Annotated in this window: 20 protein-coding genes and 1 pseudogene; all 21 read right to left on the bottom strand. The window is 45.3% G+C overall.

Features of this window, described 5'->3' with window-relative positions; all coding sequences use genetic code 11:
- Positions 1-21: 21 nt before the first annotated feature.
- Positions 22-957: a DUF1177 domain-containing protein gene (locus ACIFQM_RS12450; RefSeq protein ID WP_430043403.1), complete on the bottom strand. Its 936-nt coding sequence runs from the start codon at positions 955-957 to the stop codon at positions 22-24.
- Positions 958-971: 14 nt separating this feature from the next.
- Complete coding sequence (locus ACIFQM_RS12445; RefSeq protein WP_430048190.1) at positions 972-2,243, bottom strand: M20 family metallopeptidase; 1,272 nt, start codon at positions 2,241-2,243, stop codon at positions 972-974.
- A gap of 135 nt (positions 2,244-2,378) precedes the next feature.
- Positions 2,379-3,971, bottom strand: a complete 1,593-nt coding sequence (locus ACIFQM_RS12440; RefSeq protein WP_430048188.1) for an ABC transporter substrate-binding protein — start codon at positions 3,969-3,971, stop codon at positions 2,379-2,381.
- A 36-nt stretch (positions 3,972-4,007) separates the two neighbouring features.
- Complete coding sequence (locus tag ACIFQM_RS12435) at positions 4,008-4,916, bottom strand: ABC transporter permease (RefSeq protein ID WP_028542289.1); 909 nt, start codon at positions 4,914-4,916, stop codon at positions 4,008-4,010.
- Between the two features lie 35 nt (positions 4,917-4,951).
- Positions 4,952-5,962, bottom strand: coding sequence for an ABC transporter permease (locus tag ACIFQM_RS12430; protein ID WP_430043410.1), 1,011 nt, complete (start codon positions 5,960-5,962; stop codon positions 4,952-4,954).
- Between the two features lie 331 nt (positions 5,963-6,293).
- Positions 6,294-7,487, bottom strand: coding sequence for an MFS transporter (locus ACIFQM_RS12425; protein ID WP_430043412.1), 1,194 nt, complete (start codon positions 7,485-7,487; stop codon positions 6,294-6,296).
- Positions 7,488-7,595: 108 nt separating this feature from the next.
- On the bottom strand, positions 7,596-8,558 hold the full coding sequence (locus tag ACIFQM_RS12420) for a helix-turn-helix domain-containing protein (protein ID WP_430043414.1): 963 nt from the start codon (positions 8,556-8,558) through the stop codon (positions 7,596-7,598).
- 320 nt (positions 8,559-8,878) lie between these two features.
- The gene (locus ACIFQM_RS12415; RefSeq protein WP_430043416.1) at positions 8,879-10,333 is read right to left on the bottom strand and encodes a glycoside hydrolase family 1 protein; all 1,455 of its coding nucleotides are present in this window, start codon (positions 10,331-10,333) and stop codon (positions 8,879-8,881) included.
- A gap of 31 nt (positions 10,334-10,364) precedes the next feature.
- Positions 10,365-12,278 carry a beta-glucoside-specific PTS transporter subunit IIABC gene (locus ACIFQM_RS12410; protein ID WP_430043418.1) on the bottom strand — a complete coding sequence of 638 codons (1,914 nt, stop codon included), beginning with the start codon at positions 12,276-12,278 and terminating at the stop codon, positions 10,365-10,367.
- A gap of 202 nt (positions 12,279-12,480) precedes the next feature.
- Positions 12,481-13,314: a BglG family transcription antiterminator LicT gene (gene licT, locus ACIFQM_RS12405; protein ID WP_430043421.1), complete on the bottom strand. Its 834-nt coding sequence runs from the start codon at positions 13,312-13,314 to the stop codon at positions 12,481-12,483.
- A 583-nt stretch (positions 13,315-13,897) separates the two neighbouring features.
- Complete coding sequence (gene moaA, locus ACIFQM_RS12400; RefSeq protein ID WP_430043423.1) at positions 13,898-14,914, bottom strand: GTP 3',8-cyclase MoaA; 1,017 nt, start codon at positions 14,912-14,914, stop codon at positions 13,898-13,900.
- A 37-nt stretch (positions 14,915-14,951) separates the two neighbouring features.
- Positions 14,952-15,380: a MoaD/ThiS family protein gene (locus tag ACIFQM_RS12395; protein WP_430043424.1), complete on the bottom strand. Its 429-nt coding sequence runs from the start codon at positions 15,378-15,380 to the stop codon at positions 14,952-14,954.
- Between the two features lie 51 nt (positions 15,381-15,431).
- Positions 15,432-16,109 (bottom strand): respiratory nitrate reductase subunit gamma, encoded by a 678-nt coding sequence (gene narI / locus ACIFQM_RS12390; protein ID WP_430043484.1) that lies wholly within the window; start codon positions 16,107-16,109, stop codon positions 15,432-15,434.
- Complete coding sequence (narJ, locus tag ACIFQM_RS12385) at positions 16,109-16,675, bottom strand: nitrate reductase molybdenum cofactor assembly chaperone (RefSeq protein ID WP_430043427.1); 567 nt, start codon at positions 16,673-16,675, stop codon at positions 16,109-16,111. Before narJ ends, narI begins: the two co-directional genes overlap by 1 nt.
- Positions 16,668-18,245 (bottom strand): nitrate reductase subunit beta, encoded by a 1,578-nt coding sequence (gene narH / locus ACIFQM_RS12380; RefSeq protein ID WP_430043429.1) that lies wholly within the window; start codon positions 18,243-18,245, stop codon positions 16,668-16,670. The genes narJ and narH overlap by 8 nt, the downstream gene beginning before the upstream one ends.
- A complete protein-coding gene (locus ACIFQM_RS12375; RefSeq protein WP_430043431.1) occupies positions 18,235-21,909 on the bottom strand; it encodes a nitrate reductase subunit alpha in 3,675 nt (1,224 codons plus the stop codon). The genes narH and ACIFQM_RS12375 overlap by 11 nt, the downstream gene beginning before the upstream one ends.
- Positions 21,910-22,032: 123 nt before the next feature.
- Positions 22,033-22,416 (bottom strand): annotated as a pseudogene (locus ACIFQM_RS12370) (molybdate ABC transporter permease subunit); the annotation flags it as partial.
- Positions 22,392-22,847: a hypothetical protein gene (locus ACIFQM_RS12365; RefSeq protein WP_430043432.1), complete on the bottom strand. Its 456-nt coding sequence runs from the start codon at positions 22,845-22,847 to the stop codon at positions 22,392-22,394. The gene ACIFQM_RS12365 and the pseudogene ACIFQM_RS12370, both read right to left, overlap by 25 nt.
- A gap of 86 nt (positions 22,848-22,933) precedes the next feature.
- Positions 22,934-23,251 carry a hypothetical protein gene (locus tag ACIFQM_RS12360; protein WP_430043434.1) on the bottom strand — a complete coding sequence of 106 codons (318 nt, stop codon included), beginning with the start codon at positions 23,249-23,251 and terminating at the stop codon, positions 22,934-22,936.
- Between the two features lie 41 nt (positions 23,252-23,292).
- Entirely contained in the window at positions 23,293-23,418 is a 126-nt protein-coding gene (locus tag ACIFQM_RS12355) for a hypothetical protein (RefSeq protein WP_430043436.1), read from the bottom strand.
- Positions 23,419-23,469: 51 nt separating this feature from the next.
- Entirely contained in the window at positions 23,470-23,766 is a 297-nt protein-coding gene (locus tag ACIFQM_RS12350) for a hypothetical protein (protein ID WP_430043438.1), read from the bottom strand.
- Positions 23,767-23,798 lie beyond the last annotated feature (32 nt).

Raw genomic sequence — 23,798 nt, 5'->3', positions numbered from 1 at the left:
TTTTATCTAAAAGGAATGAGCTTATTCGGACTTGCCCATCGTTTGCAAATGCTTCATGTTACCGTACAGCTTTGTGATATGTTGAAATTCTTTTTCCGAATGAAAAGAGCATTGTCCGCGTCCATAGGCCTTGGCTGTTTCGACAGCCACTTTGGCAGCCAGCGCAATATCGCCTTCATGGCTTGCACCCGTTGCACTGCCTGGTACGGGGGCGGCTGCGGTAATCGCTACACCCACAACCGGAGCCGAGGTTGCCACCGCTGGCTGCAAAATGCTGTTGATATGATACAGATCGTTGCCATAAGGTGTGATATCCTGTGTGGTCACGGCAAAAGTAACACACGGCTCGCCGGTTACGGTCTGCACAATATCGACAAGGTCTTCGCTGATCCGCAGCACGTAGCCCTCGCGTACGGTTGGGGAAATAGCAATCCCTTTATGGTTGATGACACGATTCCCTTTTGTGGTATCAATCGACAGAATGGCTTCCATCTCGGGCGTCACTTCATACTGGTTCATCGTCAAAATATCTACCGGCGAATCCATAAATGGAACCGGATCATGCGGCTGGGTAGGTGCATCCGGGCAAATGTGCGTACAGATAATCACGTCGCCGTCCAGCACATCACCTTTGGACTGCATAGACAAAAGCTTGGCTGCTGTTGAAATCGCTGCTGCCGCGCCATCGCCATCCGATACAAATCCGATCATTTCCGGACGTGCTCCAAGTCCGCCAAGACGACCAATTACACCCAGAGTTGGGCAATTGCCACCGCGAATACGGCCGTTTTTCCCGGCAATAACCACTTTGATAAAATCCGTAGAGCCTTTTTCACCCTGAACAGTTGTGACGCTGATATCCGCTTGACCCAGTTGCTCCAAATAAGCTTTTACTTCCGTCCCGCTGGCGGACGGGCTGTCCAAAAGATCATATACCTCGTAAACTTGTTTCATCATACGTCCAGTTCCCCTTAAGCTTCAGTTTTTGTAGTGTTCAGATATTTAAGCGCCGTCAAGGCGTACACTTTCGCGGATTGAAGGATCTGCCATACCGGAGCTCTTTCGTTGAAGTTGTGGATGGTTCCCAGGTCGGCAGGTCCATATTGCAATACCGGAATATTATATTTGCGGAATGCACGTGCATCACTGGTTGCCCACTGCAATACGCCATAGGCTTCTTTACCGCTCACCTCAGCGATGGAATCCACAAGATCATGCACAATCGGTTCGGTTGGTGGGGTCCAGTTGGCGTTACCAAAAAACCCAAACTGCTTAGGTTCAGCATCAATGCCTACACTAGCAAGCAATTCTTTCGCTCTAGCCAGTACATCCTGATGGTCTACACCAAAAGGAACGCGGGAATCCACTTGTACCGTACAACGGTCGGCAACCACATTGACCTTGGTGCCCCCCTGGATCGTACCGATGTTCACTGTTACATGGTCAAAGGCTTGCCCATAAGCCGGGTTTTCCCGTTCGCTGACATAACGCTTGGAAATTTCAATAATCTCTTTGACTTCCTCCGGAATGTTAGGTTTGATATCCCACAGTTGCTGCAATGCTTCAATTCCTCTGGCTGCTTTCAAAATAGCACTTTCACCTGCGATCGGTTGCAGACTGCCGTGACCTGGCGTGCCTTCTACGGTAAACTCAAACCAGCAGCTTCCCTTTTGACCGATCGTCGGGTTTTGCGGGCCTGAAGGCTCTGCGATCACAGCAGCCGTTCCTTCAATCAGTTTTCTTTCCAGCACCCAAGGTACCCCAAGATGTCCCCCGGTTTCTTCGTCTGGAACAACCAGCAGCGACAATGCGCCCTCCAGCGGTACACTGAGTTTGGATAACAGCGCCATTGTAAATATTAATCCGCCCAAGCCCGCCTTCATGTCCGAAGCGCCACGACCCAGCAAATATCCGTCACGGATTTCGCCACAAAACGGGTCAAAATCCCAGCGAGTGCGATCCCCGGCCGGAACAACATCCGTATGTCCACAGAAGATCAGTTTTTTTCCATCTACGGATTCAGTTCCATAGTTGGAAATAAGATTCCACATATTGGGCCCGGATTCATGTACAGTTGTTTCAATCCCGGCTTCTTTAAGGTAGTCCATTATAAACCGGCTAATTTCACGCGAATCACCTGGAGGATTTTCCGAGGGAAACTGAATTAACCGCGAGCAAAGCTCAAGCAGTTCATCCTGCCGTTTTTCTATTTCATCAAGAACTAACGCTTTCCAATCTGTCATTTCCATACAACCCCTTCACGTTTTCCATATCGCTAACTGAACCCTGACTTTCCATACAGATCAGCTTCATACTTCAAGTGTAAAATGATAGCCTTCGGCTGTAAGAGCCGAAGGCATCAGGGTAAGATGAGCAACTTACTCTTTATTCAATGAGTAGAATCGGATCACTTCATCCGGGTAGTAAACATATCCAGTGACGTCTTTGCCCATACCAACAACCCGATTGTATTCATACAGGTACGACCAAGGCGAATCTTGATTGATAAGTTCTTGTGCTTTGCCATACAGTTCTTTTCGTTTATTTCCATCCTGCTCTTTGCCTGCTTGCTCCCACAGCTTATCCACTTCTGGATTAGCGTAATGGATATAGTTCGAGGAACCACCGCTGTACATCAGGAATCCAAGATGATAACCCGGGTCATTGACAAAGGAGGTCCATTTGGAGATGTATGATGTCAGGTTGCCTTCTCGTTGTTGTTCAAGGAACTGTGCACGAGCAACGTTGACAACATTCATTTTTACGCCAATTTTGGCAAGCTCAGCTTGAATCAATACGGCGTCATCCGCCCAGTCCTGAAAGCCCGAGCCTAGGGTCATATCAAAGCTAAAGCCATTAGGATAACCGGCTTCGGTAAGCAGTTGTTTCGCTTTGTTCAGATCATACTTATAGTCGTAACCTGCATCGGTGTAGCCCGGTGTGTTGCTCGCTACGGCACTCTTCATTTGCTTCGCTTGACCGTACATGACATCGTCGATTAATTGGTCGTAAGGAATGGCATAAGAGATCGCTTGACGTACTTTTGGATTATTAAAAGGCTTTACTTTGTTGTTCATGGCGAAATACAAAATCCGGTTACTTGCATTGGATTGAACCTTCAGCTCGGTGTTGCTTTCCAGCTTCGCGACGTCCTTGGCAGGAATCTCAACCGCCATGTCGACGTCACCTTTATCCAGCAGCAATACACGGTTAGAAGCTTCTTTGGTAAACTTCATCGTTACTTTGCTCAGGCTTGGCGCACCTTGCCAGTAGCTGGCATTGGCATTAAAGACGGCTTCTGTCGCAGGGTCCCATTTTTCAAGCTTGAACGGACCGGAGCCTGCCGCATGAGTTTTCAAATACTCGCCATCGCCCTTTTCTTTGACAAGCACGTCATCCACGATAGAGAAGTTATACAAGGACAGAATTTGCAGGAACATATGATTAGGCTGGGACAATGTAATGACAACGGTGTGCTCATCCGGCGCTGTAGCGGTTTTGATAGAGCTCATACCATAAAGGAAGCTACCGGAATCGGAATTTTTAAGCCGCTCCAGGGAATACAGCACAGAATTGGCGGTCAGCGGGTTACCGCTTTGGAATTTAACGTCTTTACGCAGATGCATTGTATAGGTCATGTTATCAGCGGAAACATCCCATTTCTCAGCCAGCATGGGCTTGATTGTCTCCGTATCTGCGACTTCACCACTATCCGTAGATTTTTGACCGTAGGTCACAAGCTGATCATAGAGCGCAAGCACAAGGGTGTCCGATGTAAGGTCACTTGCTTCAGCAGGGTCCATGGTTGACCCGCCCTCCGAGTAAGCAAGTGTAATTGCTTTTGGCGGGGCTGAAGCTTCTGCGCCCTTCTCTCCGGATGAAGCGGATGGGCTGTTGGCATTGCTTGCGCAGCCTGCCGTCCAAAGCAACGTAGACAAGACGACAATTAGAGAAAGACCTTTTTTCAACATAGCTTACGTTCTCCCCTTTAGATGATCTATTTATTTTTATTTGCTAGAGCGCAGTCTAGGATCAAGCACATCCCGCAAACCGTCTCCAAGCAAATTGAAGCCCAAAATAGCCGTCGCAATTCCAAGACCTGGGAAGGTCACAATCCACCACTCACCGGAAATGATATACGCTCGCCCTTCTGAAATCATGGCCCCCCATTCGGCAATCGGGGGCTTGACACCGAGTCCCAGAAAGCTGAGACTGGCAGAGGTCAGGATGGCGAAGCCCATTCCAAGGGTTGCATTCACAAGCAGTGGAGCAAGTGCATTCGGCAAAATGTGGCGAAACAGGATCGTTCCGTTCGTTACACCGATGGCCCGGCTGGCCTCAACAAACTCCTTTTCCCGCAGAGAGATGGTTTGTCCGTGAATCAGTCTGGCGAATTCGGGTATGCCTACAATCCCCACGGCGATAAGTGCGCTCATCAGTCCTGGCCCCATGGCTGCGGCAATCGCCATAGCCAGTACCAGCGATGGGAAAGCAAGCAGGATATCCATACACCGCATAATAATGCTGCCCATTCGACCGCCGTAGAAGCCCGCGATGGCTCCAAGCGGTACGCCGATGATAAATGAGATCGACACGGCGATCATCCCGGTCCATATGCTGATTCGCGCTCCATAAATCACACGGCTGAGAATGTCACGTCCGTAATTATCGGTCCCAAACCAGTGTTCTGCACTTGGCGGCAGCAGCTTGTTCGCCGGGTCGGTTACATAAGGATCATGTGGTACGATCCATGATGAGAGGATCGCGATCAGCGTCCATCCCACAATAAAGATGAATCCGATTAAAGCGAGCTTGTTGCCAAACAACAATCGCCAAAAGGTCTTTCTTTTCGGTATAGCGGCTGCATTGGGCTGAGGTACAGCCGCTTTTGCTACCAAATCACTTGCAGTGCTCATCCGAGTACCTCCCCTTACTTTTTTGCTTCGTGTCATTATTCGTACCGGATACGCGGATCAATCAATCCGTAAACCAGGTCGACTCCAAGGTTGATAAAGCTGTAAATCAGCGCACTCACCAAGGTAAAAGCTTGAATGGGCGCGTAATCAGCGGCCAAAATGGAATCCGTCACATAACTGCCGACTCCCGGCCAGGTAAAAATGGTTTCCGTAATAACCGCCCCGCCAATCAGATAGCCAACCTGCAAGCCGAGTACAGTAAGTGTCGGAATAAAAGCGTTAATCAGCGCGTGCTTGTAAATGACTACTCCCTCACGCAGACCTTTGGCTCTGGCCGTACGGACAAAATCCTGCCCAATGACCTCCAACATGCTGGAACGCATCATTCGTGCCACAATCGCCATCGTACCTGTGCTGAGGCATACAGCAGGCAGGACTAAATGGGATAAACTACTTTTTAATGCTACAAAATCGCCGGTCATCAAACTATCGAGTACATAAAGTCCCGTAATGTTTGTTGGTGGATTGATGTCACCGCTGATTCGGCCCATTGGCGCCGGAGCAATCCCCCATTTGGCATAAAAAATATAAATGAACAACAGTCCGATCCAGAAGATGGGCATGCAAGCCCCAATTAGGGAAAACACACGCGAAATGTGGTCAACAATGGATTCTTTTCGGGTTGCGGCCAAAATCCCAATCGGGATTGCCACCAGGATCGCGATAACCAAGCTTGCTAGTGCCAGCTCAATGGTTGCCGGAAAGCGGGTAGCAAAATCACTCGCCACCGATTGCCCAGTGTGGTAAGCCTGTCCTAAATCACCCTGGAACAACCCGCCTACATAATGAAAGAATTGAATGTACTTCGGTTGATCCAGTCCCATGCTGCTGCGAATATTTTCAATCGTCTCAGGTGTAGCCTGTTCCCCCGCAAGCATCACGGCAGGATCACCTGGAAGCACTCTCGAGATAATGAATGTAATGACGATAATACCAAGCAGTGCCGGAATCATTTGAATCAATCGACGTAGTGTGTAAACGGCCACAGCCTGTCCCCCCTTATCCGTAATCCCTCACTTATCTGTTACTTTTCTTTTCATCACTTGTTATTTTGATTAATTGTACTAAGGAACAGGATAAGGTACTACGTCCTGAATAACTAAAAAAAATGACGAATTTTGTCGTTCACGCACTAAAATGACTCATCACGTCATTTAAATGTTATATATTAATGAAAAAAATTAAAAACATGACAATATTACAGTAAAGCAGTATCGCAGTATAGCATTGCCATATTGTTGTATATAAAAGCACAAAGGCCCTTCATCCAACAGGACAAAGGACCTTTATCAAATGACTGGTTACATCTCTGCGGCTCTACTGATCTACGGGCTCTCTAGTACCTTTTCCTTTGCTTACCCCCAACATAATGATAGCCATAACAGCTACCAAAACCGCTATAAGCATAAAGGGAATATACTTGTCTACCCGGTACAAGGTGGTCGTCAAAATAGGAGCAATGATCGCAGAAATGCCCTGAACAGCAGCCACTAAGCCAGCGGCTCCCCCCTGCTGTTCTTTACTGACAGCAAGAGAAGCGCCGGCCATAAATCCAGGCATCAGTAAGCCCGTACCTATACCAAACATAAAGAATGCTACATAGTAGACTACCAAGCTGATTGACATGAGAAATAACAGCAGACCAGCAATAAGGAACAGAGAACCAAGCAAAATCATCGGCTTGGGTTGCCATTTAAGCCATTTCATCTGAACGATCTGTACGATCAACATGGCTGCCCCGGAAAACATGAGCCCAAAGGAAACGACTCTTGCTGTCTCTTCGGATGAAAGACCTAATTGATCTTGAAAATAAAACCCGCCTATAACCTGGATGGTCACAATACTAATCATCGTAACCAAACCTGTAAACAAATACATCCGTAGTCCAGACTGAAACGGGTTAATCCGAGCCGGCTTTTGCTGAATAACGGGTTTTGCACCGGGAATCGCCAGCAGGGCCACTACAAATGCAACTGCGGCAATCACGATCCCAAAATATAAGGGCCATAACAGCCCTATTAAAGTAAAGGCGCCTGCAATAGCGGGTCCAAATACCAGTCCAAGCCCATTGGCTGCGCTAATGATAGCCATCCCAGTACCTCGATCCTCTCCCTCCGTCACATCTCCCATATAGGCTTGGGAAGATGACAATACCGCCGGGATAAACCCGCCTATCAAACCGCGTGTAACAATCAGCAGGACTAATAACAGCCACCCGCTGAGCCATCCATTTAACCCGCCAAAAAGAGTAAGCGTAAACAGCAAGCAACTTACACACATCCCTATGAACCCAATCAGGATTACAGGTTTTCGTCCTTTGGCATCACTCAGATTTCCCCATACTGGAGCCATTAAGGCCATGGTAATGGAGCCCAGCGAAATGATTAACCCGGAATGACTTTCCCTTAATCCTAATTCACGAATGAGGGGCGGCATAATTGGAGCAATGAGCATGAGCCCTAGCATAGCCACAAATACACTAAAAAAGATGCTCCCTTTTATTCTATTCATCCTCGTACACTCCTCTGTTATCGATTCTCTCTATGCAGAAGTATACGAGTCATCGCACAACCCTACTGCCTATATACGGATTATTCTACGGTTAAACGGATTTTTATTTTAAAATACTTTCTTTATGGATGATGGCTTCACTCCGTATTCGCGAAAAAATTGCTCTGAAAATGCACTCACATTACTGTATCCTACAGCCATCGCGGCTTCTGTCACATTACTTTCTTGATTGCGCAGCAGCTTCATTGCATAGTCGAGACGAATTTGTCGCAAATAATCATATACAGTAGTTCCAAAGCAGGCTTTAAACCCCTTTTTTAATTTAAAATCGTTAAGTCCCACTTTTTGGGATAATGTGATCAGTGAGGGAGGATCAACCATGCTGGATTCAAGTACCTGTCGCGCCATATGCAGCTTTCTAACATCTTCTCTGGACAAACCTTCGGGCATAGGTGTTAAATCAAATAGTTGAATCATCAGCCTGTTCAAAATTTCTAATGCGGCTGCTTCCATTAGCAGAGGGGATCTATGCTCATTTTTCAGGTCTTTTATCAAATGCTCAATCATCGCTATAATTCTATGATCCAGATCGAAACCAAAATGATTAAATACGCCCCCTTTAAGAATTTGATTAAAATCAATAGTCAGCTTCCGATGAGCGACCAACTGTGAAGCCGCATAATTAAACAACGAAACAGGAATGCCGAGTGCAAATGATGTATATTGCTCATTAAATGGAGGATGAAACCAGGCTTTGAAATCCTGCAAAAAAATAAGTGCCCCTTGCCCCTTCGGAAGTGTATAGTCCAGACCAGCCACATCCACATGACGTTGACCGGAAAGCGCAAACTGTAGTTCAATCATTTGCCCGTTGAAAGCAAAGCTGGTAGGGTACGGTTCGTGATATTGAATATGCGAATACACAATTTCAATTCCGCTGTAAGTTGTAACGCGGTTAATCTGTCCATGCCCTGCTTCCGGTAAAATTAAATAGGTATGTTCGTTCTGCTGTCTAAATGGATTTTTTTCTAAATAGTGCTGATATATTAATGATAACGAATTTGAATTCACAACTATTCACCTCAAATATATTCCTTCATCCAGATATCTCGATTGAGAACGGTTATCAATAATATTAGCCCAATATGAGAATAAAGGCAAAAAGCCCGCACATAAATGCGAACTCAGCTAGTACCCCATTAGATTCGCTGCATGGGTAACCCGGTTTCTCCCGCCACTCTTCGAAACATAAAGAGTCGTATCTGCTTTACGAATTCTTCCGGCCTTATCATGAATAGCGCGTACCAATAGAGCATCGGCACGCGCTGGCTGTATATATTTTTTTAGACCCGTTTTTGGGTTCTCTCCACTCGCAAATCAGACACTAAGATTTAATCCAGCTGCTCTCCATTCGTTTCAATTACGTTCTTATACCAATAGAAGCTCTTCTTTCTGGATCTGGAAAGTGTACCGTTGGCTTCATTATCCTTATCAACGTAAATGAAGCCATAACGCTTTTTCATTTCACCGGTTCCTGCACTTACCAGATCAATACATCCCCACGGAGTATAGCCTATCAAGGCTACCCCATCAGCAATCGCTTCTTTCATTTGCTCAATGTGCTGCTTCAGATAGTCAATTCGATAATCATCGTTAATTGAACCGTCTGCTTCCATTGTATCTACGGCACCGAGACCATTTTCAACAACCATTAACGGGATTTCATATCGGTTATAAATGTTATTAAGGGACCATCTTAATCCCTGTGGATCAATCTGCCAGTCCCAAGCACTTGCTTTCAAATGAGGATTCTTTAATCCCATGGATAAATTCCCTCCCACCTTCTCCTGGTTGGGATCGGCACTGACACAGGTAGATGAATAATAACTGAAGGTATAGAAATCCACACAGCCTTCTTTAAGGATATTCTCATCATTTTCCTGCATGGCAATATCAATATTATTTTCTTTAAAATATCGCTTAGCAAATCCGGAATAAGCTCCTCTTACTTGAACATCGGAACATAGGAAGTTGCTCAAGTTATCCTTTTGTTGGGCCAGCAGTAAATCATCAGGATGACATGTAAGTGGATACGAACACATATAAGCAATCATACAGCCGATTTTAAAGTCCTTGTTGACTGCATGACCCAGCTTTACTGCCTTCGCGCTGGCAATAAATTGATGGTGCAAAGCCTGATACAGAACCTGCTCATCCTTCACTGTAGCATGGGCAAGCTCTCCATTCCCCTCCGGCATCATAGCTCCAGCCATGAACGCGCCAAAAGACAAGGTTAAGATATTGATTTCATTAAAGGTTAACCAGTATTTCACAACATCCTTGTATCTGTTAAAAAGCACCTCACAATATCTCACATAAAAATCGACGACTCTGCGATCTGACCAACCATTATATTTTTGGGTTAAATGAAATGGTGCTTCATAATGTGAGATTGTAACCAAAGGCTCAATATTGTACTTTTTCAATTCTGCAAATACACGATCATAGAACTGTAAGCCTTGCTCATTCGGCTCTGTATCATCTCCGTTAGGAAATATTCTTGACCACGCAATGGACATTCTAAAGACCTTGAATCCCATTTCCGCAAATAAGCGGATATCCTCTTGATAGCGGTGAAAAAAATCAATAGCCTCGTGACTTGGATAGTTCACTCCTTCCTCCAGTACAGGCGTAATTCTTCGTGAAGTTGTATGTGTCCCGGCTGTAATCACGTCAGCGGTGCTTAGTCCCTTGCCATCTACATTATATCCACCTTCAAATTGGTTGGCAGCCGTAGCCCCTCCCCATAAAAACCCTTGTGGAAATTCCTTAGTTATATTTTTCATTGTTCAGTTCCTCCTCAGCACTTAATCGGGATTAGACTACAACCGTCAATAAATCCTCTTGAAAATCAATCGACTTCTTCTCTGTTTCAATGACATCCAGGTAATTGGCAGTATTGGAAACGATAACAGGTGTGGTCAGAACAAAACCTGCCTCTTTGATCGCTTTCATATCAAACTCCATGAGCAGCTGACCTTTTTTTACAGCATCCCCCTGTTTTACTTTAGGATAAAAATGTTTGCCTTTTAATTTGACTGTATCCTTACCCACATGGATGAGGACTTCAACACCGTGATCACTTGTAATTCCGATCGCATGACCTGACGAAAATAATGATGTTAATACGCCGTCTACAGGTGAAACAACCTTGCCTTCGGAAGGTTCAATAGCAATCCCTTTACCCAAGGCACCTGTCGAAAAGGCTTCGTCTGTTAATTCAGATAAAGGTTTGATTTCACCTTTTAACGGACTAATCACAGTCTCTTGTGTTACTAAAACTTCTCCCTTTTCCGCCCCTGTTGTACTATCTTCCTTTTTACCTTCTTTCACTTCATCATCTTTAAATCCACTAAAGAACATAAGCAAGAACCCTAATACAAAGCTTACCAGGATACCAATAACCGCTCCATAAAATCCGCTGTCTATTCCTGCCGGACTGATATAGCTTGGAATGGCGAAAATACCCAATCCGCCAATGATATATCCTTTCGTTCCCATCATCCCTATAATACCGCCGCCTACTGCAGCCGCTATACAGCTTAAAATAAATGGTTTCTTGCGTGGTAATGTAATCCCATAAATGGCTGGTTCTGTAACACCAAAAATCCCCGAGATGACAGCTGGAATGGAAAGTGATCTCAGTTTTGCATTTTTGGTTTTAAATAAAATGGCCAGCACGACACCCGTCTGAGCAAAGGAAGCTCCAAGCGTTGCAGCAAGGATCGGGTCGAATTTGAGCACTGCCAAATTGTTAAGTGCGATCGGAACAAGTCCCCAGTGTAATCCAAAGATAACAAACACTTGCCAGAAAGCACCCATAAGTATACCTTCAATAATTGGACTTAGGTTATACACAAAGAGAGTTCCTGCTCCAAGCAGTTGACCTGCCCATGTCGAGAGGGGGCCAATTACAATCAATGCCAACGGAACAATGACTAACAAGGTGAAAAACGGAACCAAAAATGTTCTCACTACGCTAGGGATGACCTTTTTAAAGAAGTTTTCTATTTTTGAGCCTACATAGGTGGATACGATAATCGGAAGAACGGTTGAAGCATAGCTCATCAAAATGACCGGAATGCCCAGAAATGTTATATATACCGGAGATTCAAATATGGTCCCGCTAAATAAAGTGTACAGCGGTTTGCCCGTTGATGTTATAGCATTAAATGTTGGATAAACAAGCGATGCTCCTATGGCCATACCTATAAAAATGTTGGCATTGAACTTTTTGGCCGACGTATAACCCAGGAAAATAGGGAAGAAGTAAAATAAACAATCTCCTAAGGCATTGAGAATTTGATAGGTACCAGATGTATTGGTCAGCCAGCCCAAAGCTACAAATAAGGCAGTGAAGCCCTTAATCATACCTGTGGCACTCAGGACACCTAGCGTTGGTGTAAATACACCTGAAATGGTATCAATGAATCTATTGAACAAACTCACTTTTTCATCTGATGCTTCTTCTGAAGACGCTTCCTGGAAACCGCCTACAGCAGTAACTTCAGCGTAAACCTCCGGTACATGGTTACCTATAACAACCTGGTATTGTCCACCACTTTTTACTACTGTAACAACACCATCCATGTTTTTCAAAACCTCTGTATTAGCCTTGCTTTCATCTTTTAGTTTGAAACGCAAACGTGTTACACAATGAGTTAGACTATTCACATTTTCTTTGCCGCCGACATTTTTGATAATGTCTTTTGCTAATGTCTCATACTTCATCGTAACTTCCCCTTTATTTGTATTTGGCATTTTGCATCCATCTCGAGAGCGTTTCAGCAATACTATAGACTGCCTATATATTGTGCCTTCGAGGGAATTGAACTATTCAAAATAATGGTATTTATAAAAAAGGAAAAACCAAATAGATCAAATTCGATCTAGGTTGGTTTCGCCTGCTTTACCAGTAACAATCCAGGATTATTCAATTTTGTCTTTGGGTCAAACGCTGAATATGAATCGTTATATACAGCTTTTCCTCATCTGACAATACCGTGTTCAAGTATTTTTCGATCTTCAGCATACAGCCGTAAGCCTTTTTATACTTGGCCTTCACTTGCCTCCACAAAAAATCGTCTTCCAGTTCTGTTTTTTCTTTTTTATTTAATCGCTGAAAGAAGAATCTTAAATGTGTAATAAAACGTTCATAACTGATGGAGTGTTCATCTAAGGTGTTATTATAAGAGTATTTAATAATATTTAAGATATCCTGTATTTTTTGAGTTTGCTGAGCAACATCTGCTACCTTATTGTAGGAGCTGTTTACTTGAGCATTTATTAAATGAAGGGCTATATTGCCTGCTTCATCTTCCGACAGGCGTTTGCCTGTTTCGTCTTCAATGAACTCCAGTGCTTTTAATCCAACCCCAAATTCTTTGGGATAAAATTTTTTAATTTCCCAAATTAACGGATTTGCATTTTTAAACCCTTCATCGAACATTTTAAATGCATTGTTCATGTGATCCGTAAGCGAAACATATATATAATCGCTCAATTGTGCCTCTAATATGTTTTTTCCATATTCAATGATGTCATAGCATAACGAAACATATTCTGATGGAACATCCTCTAACAATAATTTAAATTTCTCTGAAGCATCCTTCTGTTTAAGCACAAAGACCTTTTCAATTAAATGCTCTTCTACTTGTTCTCCTGCACTCTTTTTGAATGCAATACCACGACCCATAACAACAAACTCATCCCTTTTTGAATCTTTGGCTATTATGGCGTTATTATTAAATATTTTCGTTATGATCATCTAACTGCCCCCTTATCCCACAAAAATTTAAAAAAGGATTTAGTTGCTGGGCGAAATTTCAGATAGGTCACAAGACGGTAATAGCCGATCAAACCTTCGTCATAAATCAAATTAAAATGTATTTGATTTACAACTTCGTGTTGTGAAAACGCATTCATATTAAGAGACAAAAGCCTTACGTTTTCCCTGAATGATCTTGAGTGCTCTCAAACCGATCTGATATTCCGTTTTGCAAATGGATATAGTCGGTTAACCACGTCCATGACATCATTTTCGGATGTCGATTCGTTGGTCGACGTCATCATCTTTGTTGTTCAGCACTTGTAAGGCTTTATATCACTCACCTTTCTGCGTTATGGCTGGGCCAGATATACATTTCTTGCAGGATAAAAAGCTTGTATTTCTAAAAGAAAAGGCAAAACCCAACACATGGAAATATTAATTCCATGCCTCGGGTTTTGCCTTTTCAGTAACAATCCCAACATCATAATAACATCGAATTTAAGATTTGCCAACAAAATGTTTGCGCTTTCTTTTTTAGGGCAGTCACTACAAGTAGACCCTATTTTATTAGTGTAAAATGTCAACCTCCAATGTAGGACATACTAATCTTTTTTCTGTTTTTTGCTGTCTGTTCAGTGCGTTCATCGGAATACCGGTCTGTGCGTTGTTCCCATACTGAAGTAATTACATCGAGTAATTCCTGGTCATTCGCTCCATTACGAAGCCTCTGACGTAGATCGAATCCGCCTGAAGCAAACAAACATGTATAAAACTTGCCATCGCACGATAAGCGGGTACGTGTGCAAGACGAACAAAACGATTCAGAAACCGAAGTAATAAAACCTATCTGTGCGTCGCTGTCTTTATAACGATAACGCTTTGCCACTTCTCCAAAGTAATCCCGATCCATCGGCTCCAGTTCGTACGCATTCTTAAGTCGTTCAACGATTTCTTTTTTGGTTAGTACCTTTTTCAAGCTCCATCCGTTGTCATTACCTACATCCATAAACTCGATAAAGCGAAGGGTTATTCCCTGCTTCTTAAAATAAGCGGCCATCGGCAAAAGCTCCGAGTCATTAACGCCTTTTTGAACTACCATATTGACCTTGATTTCAAAGCCGATTTCTCTTGCATATTCGATCTGCTTCAAAATAACATCAGGCTTAATCCCCCGCCCATTCAACCGCCCAAACAGCTCGGGGTCCAGAGCGTCCAGACTGACATTAAGCCGTCGTAGCCCCGCGTCATAGAGGGGCTTAGTCTGCTGACCTAGCAGTACACCGTTGGTGGTCAAGCCGACATCTTCCACTCCGTCAATGGACAGGATTTGGGAGACTAGGTCAGGTAAATTCCTGCGCATTAATGGTTCGCCGCCCGTGAGTCGGATCTTTTTTACACCCAGGGATACAAAGAGCTTCGTCAGCCGGTGAATCTCTTCAAACGACAGACATTCATTTTGGGGAAGAAAGGCGTAATCGTCACGAAAAATTTCTCTGGGCATGCAGTAGGAACAGCGGAAATTGCAGCGGTCCGTAACCGATATACGCAGGTCACGGATCGGCCGCTGCAACGTGTCTTTCAGTGGATGAAAATTCATACGCCCCCTCCTTTCTAGTTGTTTATCATCGTTATCATTAGCCGCCGCTGACTGGGGGAATGAAGGCTGCAATGTCTCCATCCTGTAATACATCCGTAGACAGCGCGTACTCCTCGTTTATCGCAATTCGCACAGATCTGATCGGCATATCTGGATATTGATCTGTTATCCAATTGGATAAACCGGATTGAACGATCGGATAGTTAAACAGGTTGTCTGCCCCCACATATTGAAAAATAGATGGAATGAAAACGGATTTCCCGGTTTTAAACACGATTCCTGCTATGCCCTTACCGGATTGCAGCACAATCCGCTTAAAGCGATCATTTAAATTACCGGCTGCATTTTTCCATTTAATTACGTATTGATATTCGGCCGGTTCAACAAGAGCAAGCGCCATGAAATCATAACCGAAATGTTCGCGTATTCGCTCAAGCTCCCTTTGATAATCCATCCTAGTATTCATCGCTCTCTCCTAATAGAATTAGGAAAGAAGGCAGAGCCCGCTTTCCTAATTCTATTTATGTCTTCTGTAAAGAATATAACTTCTGCGCACATAATTCAACGGAACACTCCACACATGTACAAGCCGGGTAAACGGCCAGAATGCAAAAATCGCAAAGCCCATAAGTATATGAAGCCTGAAAGACATCGGTACGTCTCTCATCAGTGTCGGGTCGACACGGAATATGAATAAACCGCGGAACCAGATCGAGATCGTCTCCCGATAATCGAATTCCGGCTGTACCGCATTTGTTACGAGAGTCGCGAACATCCCCATGCATACAATGGCCAAAAGCAATACGTTTACAACCAAATCAGACGCTGTACTTAAACGGCGCACACTGCGTATTGTAAAACGACGAGAGGTAAGAACCAACATACCGAGGAATGTCATCACTCCAAATATTCCACCAACATAAACTGCTCCAATATGATACAGATGATCGTTTACACCCAGTGCATGCATCCAGGTTTTTGGTATGCCCAGACCGGATACATGACCCATAATAACCGGGATAATTCCCAGGTGGAATAAAAGGCTTCCGATCATCAATTGTTTTTTTTCAATAAACTCACTTGATTTTGCTGTCCAATTGAACTGGTCGTTTCTATAGCGGAAAATATGCCCTACAATAAAAACGACCACGCACATATAAGGGAAAATGACCCATAAAAACTGCTCTAGCATCATCATTGCGCAGCTGCCTCCTGTTCTACGCAAGCTTTAAGCGTTTCGCGCAGTCCCTTCACCAAATGAAAATACGGGCTTTCCATTTTTTCCAGCGCTTTAAGCAAATGATATGTGCCGTCTTCCAGGATCGCGATTGGCATGCGGAAGTTTTCTGTCGTCTTCGGATCTTGCGCCCATTCGGCGGCATACAGAAATTCACACATGAGCGGAAGGTAATCTGGCAGCTCTCCATCTGGCATTTCAAGTCCGTACATCTCATATAGTACCTTTAACTTGACCAACATTTGTCCCCGTTCTTTTGCATCCTCGAATTTGAAGTAAGTCATATATAGTGCACAATTTTTTTGAAAATCAAAGGTTTCTGTATACATTTCCTGAATCTCTTCCATACTGAACTCTTGCATAAGGGACCAGTAGGTGTTCGCATGCGTATATGCCGGATGGTTTGGATCAAACGATGCTTCCAGAAAAGCCGGATGAAAATCCAGCTTTTCTGGGTACATAAGTTGCTGGGCGAAAAACCCGAATGATGGCTTGCATTCATACAGCTTCGTTACATTAATCACGCCAAATACCCCCGTAGAAATTTTCTTCAACCATTTCTTTTCCAGTTTTCAAAGGCTCTTCCATCCCCATTGAACTTGCCAGACTACAGCCGTCACATCCAGAGCCTGAACCCATGTTCCCCATGATATCGCCGTAACCCGCAGATCCTTGAGCACGGTATGGATTCGAATATCCTTCTTTATGCGATGTCGGAATGACGAAACGATCCTCATACTTGGCAATCGCCAGAAGTCGATACATCTGCTCGGTCTGCCGCGGTGTCATGCCGACGCGCTCAAGACGGCTTTCATCGAAAGATTGTCCTGTGGACTGGGCACGCATATAGGAACGCATCATAGCCATTCGCTGCAAGGATTCCTTCACGGTTTGCGTGTCGCCCGCCGTCAGCATATTGGCAAGGTACTGAATGGGGGTGCGCATCTCTTCGATAGCCGGAAAGATCATATCGGGATTCTCAATCGAGTCTTTCCCTTCAAAGTAATTCATGATCGGACTAAGTGGTGGCACATACCACACCATAGGTAATGTGCGGTATTCCGGATGAAGCGGGAATGCCAGCTTGTGCTCAATGGCAAGCTTGTAGACCGGCGAGTTCTGCGCTGCTTCAACCCAGTCCTCCGAGATACCGTCTTTTCTCGCTTGAGCAATCACTGCCGGATCACTTGGATCCATAAACAGGTCGCACTGTGCTTTATAAAGTTCTTTCTCATCCTGCGTAGAAGCGGCCTCAAGCACTCGATCCGCGTCATACAGCATAACGCCGAGGTAGCGAATTCGTCCTGTACATGTCTCGGAGCAGACTGTCGGCAGGCCAGCTTCCACACGTGGGAAACAGAAGGTACATTTTTCCGCCTTGTTCGTCTGCCAGTTAAAGTACACTTTTTTGTAAGGACAGCCCGTCATGCAATACCGCCATCCGCGGCAGGCTTCCTGATCCACGAGCACGATTCCGTCCTCGTCCCGTTTGTACATGGCGCCCGAAGGACATGACGCGACACAGCTTGGATTTAGGCAATGTTCGCAAAGGCGTGGGAGATAAACCATAAACGATTTCTCAAAGTTAAATTTAATCTCTTCTTCGATTTTCTGAATATTTGGATCAAGCGGACCGGTTACATGCGCACCCGCCAGGTCATCTTCCCAGTTTGGACCCCACTCCAAATCCATTTTTTCACCCGTTACCGCAGAGTGCGCGCGTGCCACAGGTGAATGCTTCTGTTCACCGGCGTTGGTCAGTTGCTCGTAATTGTAAGTCCAGGGCTCATAATAATCTTTCATTTCCGGCATGTCTGGATTGTAAAAAATCTTACCCAGTGCTATCTTGGACAGCATGTTGCCTGACTTCAGTTCCAGTTTCCCTTTGCGGAGCTGCCAGCCCCCTTTGTATAATTCCTGGTCTTCCCAGCGCTTCGGATAACTGATACCGGGTTTGGTTTCCACATTGTTAAACCACATATATTCCGCACCTTTGCGATTCGTCCAGGTTGTTTTGCATGTCACGCTGCACGTATGACAGCCAATACATTTATCCAGGTTCATGACCATAGCAATTTGAGCTTTAATCTTCAAGCCAGTTAACCTCCTTCATTTTACGTACCGCAACGTACACATCACGCTGGTTGCCGATGGGACCATAATAGTTGAATCCATAACTAAGCTGAGCATATCCACCGACCATCTGGGTTGGTTTGAGATGAATTCTTGTCGGTGCGTTATGACTACCGCCGCGTGTATCCGTGATTTCGGAGCCTGGAACTTGAATGTGCTTATCCTGAGCATGGTACATGAACATCGTTCCTCTTGGCATCCGGTGGCTGACAACGGTCCGGGCGGTTACGACGCCGTTACGGTTGTATACCTCTACCCAGTCATTGTCAGCAAGATCATGTGCCTCTGCGTCTTCGTTGTTAATCCACACCGTAGGACCTCCGCGAAACAGTGTAAGCATGTGCTGGTTGTCCTGGTAGGTGGAGTGAATATTCCATTTACCGTGCGGTGTCAGATAACGAAGCACGAGTGAATCTTGCCCGCCTTTTATTTCCCGGTCGCGAGGGCCGAACACCATCGGCGGCAGAGTCGGTTTGTAGATTGGTAATGATTCCCCAAATTGTCGGAAAATCTCATGATCAATATAAAAATGCTGTCTTCCTGTCAAAGTACGAAACGGAACGAGACGTTCAATATTCGTTGTAAATGGTGAATAGCGGCGTCCCTTCTTGTTCGATCCAGTGAATACTGGTGTCGGTATAACTTCACGCGGCTGTGCCGTGATACTTTGGAAAGTTATCTTTTCCGCTGCCCGATCGGCCGAGATGTCTTTGAGTTCCACACCGTGAAGCTCTTCTGCCTGCTCATAAGCCTTTTGCGAGACCCGTCCATTGGTCGCGGATGAAAGGTGAAGAATCGTATTGGCCACTTGGCGAGCTGTCTGGATTTTTGGCAGCCCATCTTTAATGGACTCATCGTAATAAACTCCGTTCAACTTTTTCAATTCCTCATATTCGTCCGCTACGGAGAAGCTGACGCCATGCGCACCTGTTTTCCCAGTAGCCAAATTCGGACCAAGTGAGATAAATTTATCGTGAATCTTAGTATAATCGCGTTCGATGATGCTGAAATTCGGCATGGTTTTACCCGGAGTCGCTTCAATCTCGCCCTTCGTCCAATCCTTTACAAGACCCATCGGCTGTGAAATTTCGCCTATACTATCGTGTGCGAGCGGTGCAGTCACAAGGTCTTTATATATTCCTGGTAGGTACTCTTTTGCCATATCCGAAAAGACTTCGGAAAGCTGGCGGTAAATATCCCAGTCCGCGCGAGATTCCCACAGTGGATTAACAGCCGGATTAAACGGGTGCACGAAAGGATGCATGTCTGTTGACGACAAGTCTGTTTTTTCGTGCCAGGTTGCCGCCGGAAGCACGATGTCCGCGTACAATGGAGTTGTTGTCATCCGAAAATCAAGTGCAACCATCAGATCAAGCTTTCCTTCTACATCTTCTCTCCAGACGATTTCCTCAGGTTTCTGTTCTTCGTTCGGCCGGGCAAGCAGGGCATCAGATGCTCCAAGTAAATGTTTCATGAAATACTCTTGTCCCTTCGCCGAACTGGAAATCAGATTTGACCGCCAAACAAAGAGTGAACGCGGGAAGTTCTCGACTGCCCCAGGATCTTCTACAGCGAAGCGTGTCTTACGTGATTTAATCTCTTCTACAGAATGATTAATGATGTCCTCGTTGGACTTCTTGCCTAATTGCGCAGCCTCTTCGGCGAACAGCAGACTGTTTTTATTAAACTGTGGATAAGAAGGCAGCCAACCCAGACGCGCTGCGAGCACGTTGTAGTCTGCTGGATGTGTGTAACTGACATCCCCGCCAATCGGTGACTTCAAGGTGTCTGTTCCACTTTCTTCGTAACGCCACTGCTCTGTTGCAAAGTAGAAAAACGATGTAGCATTTTGCTGTCGAGCCGCCCCTTGCCAGTCTTTTGCAAAGGCAATCGATGACCAGCCTTCGATGGGACGGAGCTTTTCTTGACCAACATAATGCGCCCAGCCTCCACCGTTTACACCTTGGGAAGCAGTCAACACGACCAGATTCAAGATGGACCGATAGATCGTGTCACTATTGAACCAGTGGTTGATACCCGCACCCATAATAATCATGGAACGCCCTTTAGTATCGATAGCATTTTGAGCAAATTCCCGAGCAATCTGTACCACAACTGACGCCTTCACGCCTGTGATCTTCTCCTGCCAGGCAGGGGTATAATGCGAAGCTTCGTCGTAATAATTCTTGGCGTTATGAGGGCTGTCATTGCGTGCGACACCGTACTGGCTCATCATCAAATCGTACACGGTTGCTACGTAACGTTCCGAGCCATCTGCCAAGCGTACTTTTTTGGCCGGAATTACACGTTTGAACGTTCCATTACCGGCGTTATCAAAGTAAGGGAATACGACTTCTTCCCATTGCTCGCCATGACCTTCCACAGTGAGCGCGGGCTCAACCTTTGTTCCATCTCCCCGTTCCAGAATCAGGTTCCACTTCTTATCCTGCTCCCAGCGCTGTCCCATCGTACCGTTCGGGACCAGCATTTCCCCCGCCGCTTCGTCATATATGACTGGCTTCCAGTCTGCATGCGGCGATACATCCCCAAGGTCACTCGCCCGTAGAAAACGTCCACCTTTCCAGACTCCTTCGTGTGGATCAAGCAGAATCATAAACGGCATATCCGTATATTGTTTGGCATAGTTAATGAACATCGGTTCTTGGCGCTCTTTGTAGAACTCATCCAAAATAACATGCGTCATAGCCTGAGCTACGGCAGCATCTGTACCCGGATGTGGTGCAAGCCAGTTGTCAGCGAACTTCACATTCTCCGCCAAGTCGGGAGCCACTGATACGACTTTTGTTCCCTTATATCGTACTTCCGTCATAAAATGAGCGTCTGGCGTCCGGGTAAGTGGTACGTTCGATCCCCACATGATCAGGTAACCCGCATTGTACCAATCAGAAGATTCCGGTACATCCGTCTGCTCACCCCAAATTTGAGGAGATGAAGGCGGAAGGTCGGCATACCAGTCATAAAAACTCAACATCTGCCCACCGAGTAGCGAAATGAACCGGGCTCCCGAAGCGTAGCTTATCATTGACATCGCCGGGATTGGCGTAAAGCCCGCGATGCGGTCGGGACCATACTTACGAATGGTATAGATGAGCTGCGCCGAGATCAGACGCAGGACATCGTCCCATCCGACGCGGACATGCCCGCCTTTTCCGCGAGCCGATTTGTAGAGCTTGGCTTTCTTAGGGTCTTCTACGATGCTTGCCCATGCGTCTACTGGATTCGTATGCTCCTTAATGGCGGCTAACCAAAGCCGCAATAACTTACCGCGCATATAGGGGTATTTCACGCGTAATGGACTGTATTCATACCAGGAAAATGTAGCGCCACGCGGGCATCCACGCGGCTCAAATTCCGGCATGTCAACACCGCAGGAAGGATAATCGATCTGCTGATTCTCCCAAGTAATGATGCCGTTTTTCACAAAAACCTTCCAACTACAGGAGCCGGTGCAGTTGACTCCGTGCGTCGTCCGAATCACTTTGTCGTGAGACCAACGCTGACGGTACACGTTTTCCCATTCTCTATTTTTTTCCTCAAGGATTGACCAATTTCCCGAATAGCTTTCGATCGGTTTAAAAAAGTTGAGGTTGTATTTTTTTTTCATCGATGACCAACACTCCTTTTTAGAATGAATCATCCCAACGCAAGTTCCATGGAAAGGTTCATTCGCTTACTCTCATTATGTAATTCATTCATCTCTGTTCCCATTAGGGAATGTCCTATAGCGCTACAGGAAATCCCTCGTTCTATGGAAAGATACAAAAAAGCCTCCCTCTGCTAAAGGGAAGCTTATAAAAGAAATGAGTATGATAGAGCATGTCCAGGCCCAGGCCATAGGAAGATGACCACAATCCACTGCAATATAAATGGCCGTTGGAATCGTTTGTGTTTTACCCGGAATATTTCCGGCAATCATCAGCGTAGCACCAAATTCGCCCAGACCGCGGGCAAAACCGAGTATAAAGGCAGCTTTAAAAGAAGGGAAAATTAAAGGGAAGGTGATATATCGGAAAACCTAACAGTCACTTGCACCCATCGAACGTCCCACGTTTTCCAAGTCCTGGTCAACAGAAGACAATCCCATTCTCAGCGTCCGATAGACAAGAGGAAAAGTCGTTTACGAGGCGTGTCCTGTGGGACCAGCAGTCCGGCATATCCCCACACCTCCATGATTACATCACGCTCGTTTTTGCTGGATGGAAACACATCCTTCCAGCGCTTTTCCAATTGACGTGCACTGCTCTGAGCATCACAGTTCTGAACAGCTTCGAGCATGTTATGAAGTATAACCAGATCCTCACAGCTCGATAAAGCGCTTCGTAAATGAACCTTTTTCGTGGAAAGACTGTGTAAAAACGCTGCTGCCACTCGCTCTTTTGCACCCTTTTGCTGGTGCAGCTCATGTAACCTATTTATAATCTCGTTATGTGTAATGGTGATCGGATCGAACATCAAGCCCTTACTTTTGGCATATTCAAAATCCTCACCCGAAAAAGATTCCCGCTCCTGCTTCCAGCCGCTGGAGGACCAGAATGTGTTCATAAGTATTTTTTTTCCTTTTTATCCACAACACATCTCCCTTACTCATCCAACATTCCCACCTCCAACACCAAGCACAGGGCTGTAGTTCATTTTATGTAAGATCGCTCAGACCAATTATCCCACGAAGTTGGAAATTCATCGCCCTGGAGCGAAATCTCCACGACAATTAGGCTTGTATCCTTAAAGCATACCGTCACGAAAAAATGCCGACGCAGCAAAGGAACCTGATCAAAGCGATACCAGATATAGTCATTACTTAGCTCCCTCACCGAATGAAAATATTTCGAATAAAAAGCGGTCTTTAGCATCTGATCTTCCGTTAAAGAAGAATAAATCGCATGTTCATCATCGACCTGAATGATTCCCGATTCCCAATTATTCATCACTGCCTCTCCTTCAACCATGTACAAATCTCCTAAAACGAACTCTCTCCGTCCTTAATGGCTCATATGAGTGAAAATGGCACAACTTCCTCACCCGGTGTAAAGCCAAACTGGCTTAATCTATCTTCCAATTCTTGAATCTGCTGGAGATAATGCTCCGGCACAGAAGGTAGATCATTTTCATTCACTAACGTTCCTCCAAGTCTGGTACGTGATATTCAGCACTTTTCCACATCGCCTCAAAAACAGTTAGCGGCTGCACAGTTCGTACCACATCCATACTGAAAATCAAATCTGCAATCCGATCCTCCGCGAGTGTATCCAGCCAGAAAAATCCTGGTTCCCGTTCCGGTATGCACATGCAAAATCTCTTCAGCCGACATCGTAAACCCACTGAATTCAACGTCAATCAGCCAATACGTATGTGAATCAGACTCCACTTTATGGATACCGTTTATAGATTGGACAGGCTCCTGTTCTAACTCCAATGCAAGAATGCTCGATACATCCTTACTCCCATGTTCAGGTAAGTTCATGTATGCTCCTCCTCATTACCTGTTATTCTCTT

It is taken from the genome of Paenibacillus sp. NRS-1782, assembly GCF_050467685.1.
GTDB lineage: Bacteria > Bacillota > Bacilli > Paenibacillales > Paenibacillaceae > Paenibacillus > Paenibacillus terrae_A.
The sequence above is the reverse complement of the archived record's forward strand: the minus strand, read 5'-3'. Positions and strand labels throughout refer to the sequence as shown.

Coding starts and splice junctions, on each gene's coding strand:
- ACIFQM_RS12450 (WP_430043403.1), bottom strand. CDS start 957: ATGATGAAACAAGTTTACGAGGTATATGATCTTTTGGACAGCCCGTCC.
- ACIFQM_RS12445 (WP_430048190.1), bottom strand. CDS start 2,243: ATGACAGATTGGAAAGCGTTAGTTCTTGATGAAATAGAAAAACGGCAG.
- ACIFQM_RS12440 (WP_430048188.1), bottom strand. CDS start 3,971: ATGTTGAAAAAAGGTCTTTCTCTAATTGTCGTCTTGTCTACGTTGCTT.
- ACIFQM_RS12435 (WP_028542289.1), bottom strand. CDS start 4,916: ATGAGCACTGCAAGTGATTTGGTAGCAAAAGCGGCTGTACCTCAGCCC.
- ACIFQM_RS12425 (WP_430043412.1), bottom strand. CDS start 7,487: ATGAATAGAATAAAAGGGAGCATCTTTTTTAGTGTATTTGTGGCTATG.
- ACIFQM_RS12415 (WP_430043416.1), bottom strand. CDS start 10,333: ATGAAAAATATAACTAAGGAATTTCCACAAGGGTTTTTATGGGGAGGG.
- ACIFQM_RS12410 (WP_430043418.1), bottom strand. CDS start 12,278: ATGAAGTATGAGACATTAGCAAAAGACATTATCAAAAATGTCGGCGGC.
- licT (WP_430043421.1), bottom strand. CDS start 13,314: ATGATCATAACGAAAATATTTAATAATAACGCCATAATAGCCAAAGAT.
- moaA (WP_430043423.1), bottom strand. CDS start 14,914: ATGAATTTTCATCCACTGAAAGACACGTTGCAGCGGCCGATCCGTGAC.
- ACIFQM_RS12395 (WP_430043424.1), bottom strand. CDS start 15,380: ATGAATACTAGGATGGATTATCAAAGGGAGCTTGAGCGAATACGCGAA.
- narI (WP_430043484.1), bottom strand. CDS start 16,109: ATGATGCTAGAGCAGTTTTTATGGGTCATTTTCCCTTATATGTGCGTG.
- ACIFQM_RS12375 (WP_430043431.1), bottom strand. CDS start 21,909: ATGAAAAAAAAATACAACCTCAACTTTTTTAAACCGATCGAAAGCTAT.
- ACIFQM_RS12365 (WP_430043432.1), bottom strand. CDS start 22,847: ATGAACACATTCTGGTCCTCCAGCGGCTGGAAGCAGGAGCGGGAATCT.
- ACIFQM_RS12360 (WP_430043434.1), bottom strand. CDS start 23,251: ATGGTTGAAGGAGAGGCAGTGATGAATAATTGGGAATCGGGAATCATT.
- ACIFQM_RS12350 (WP_430043438.1), bottom strand. CDS start 23,766: ATGAACTTACCTGAACATGGGAGTAAGGATGTATCGAGCATTCTTGCA.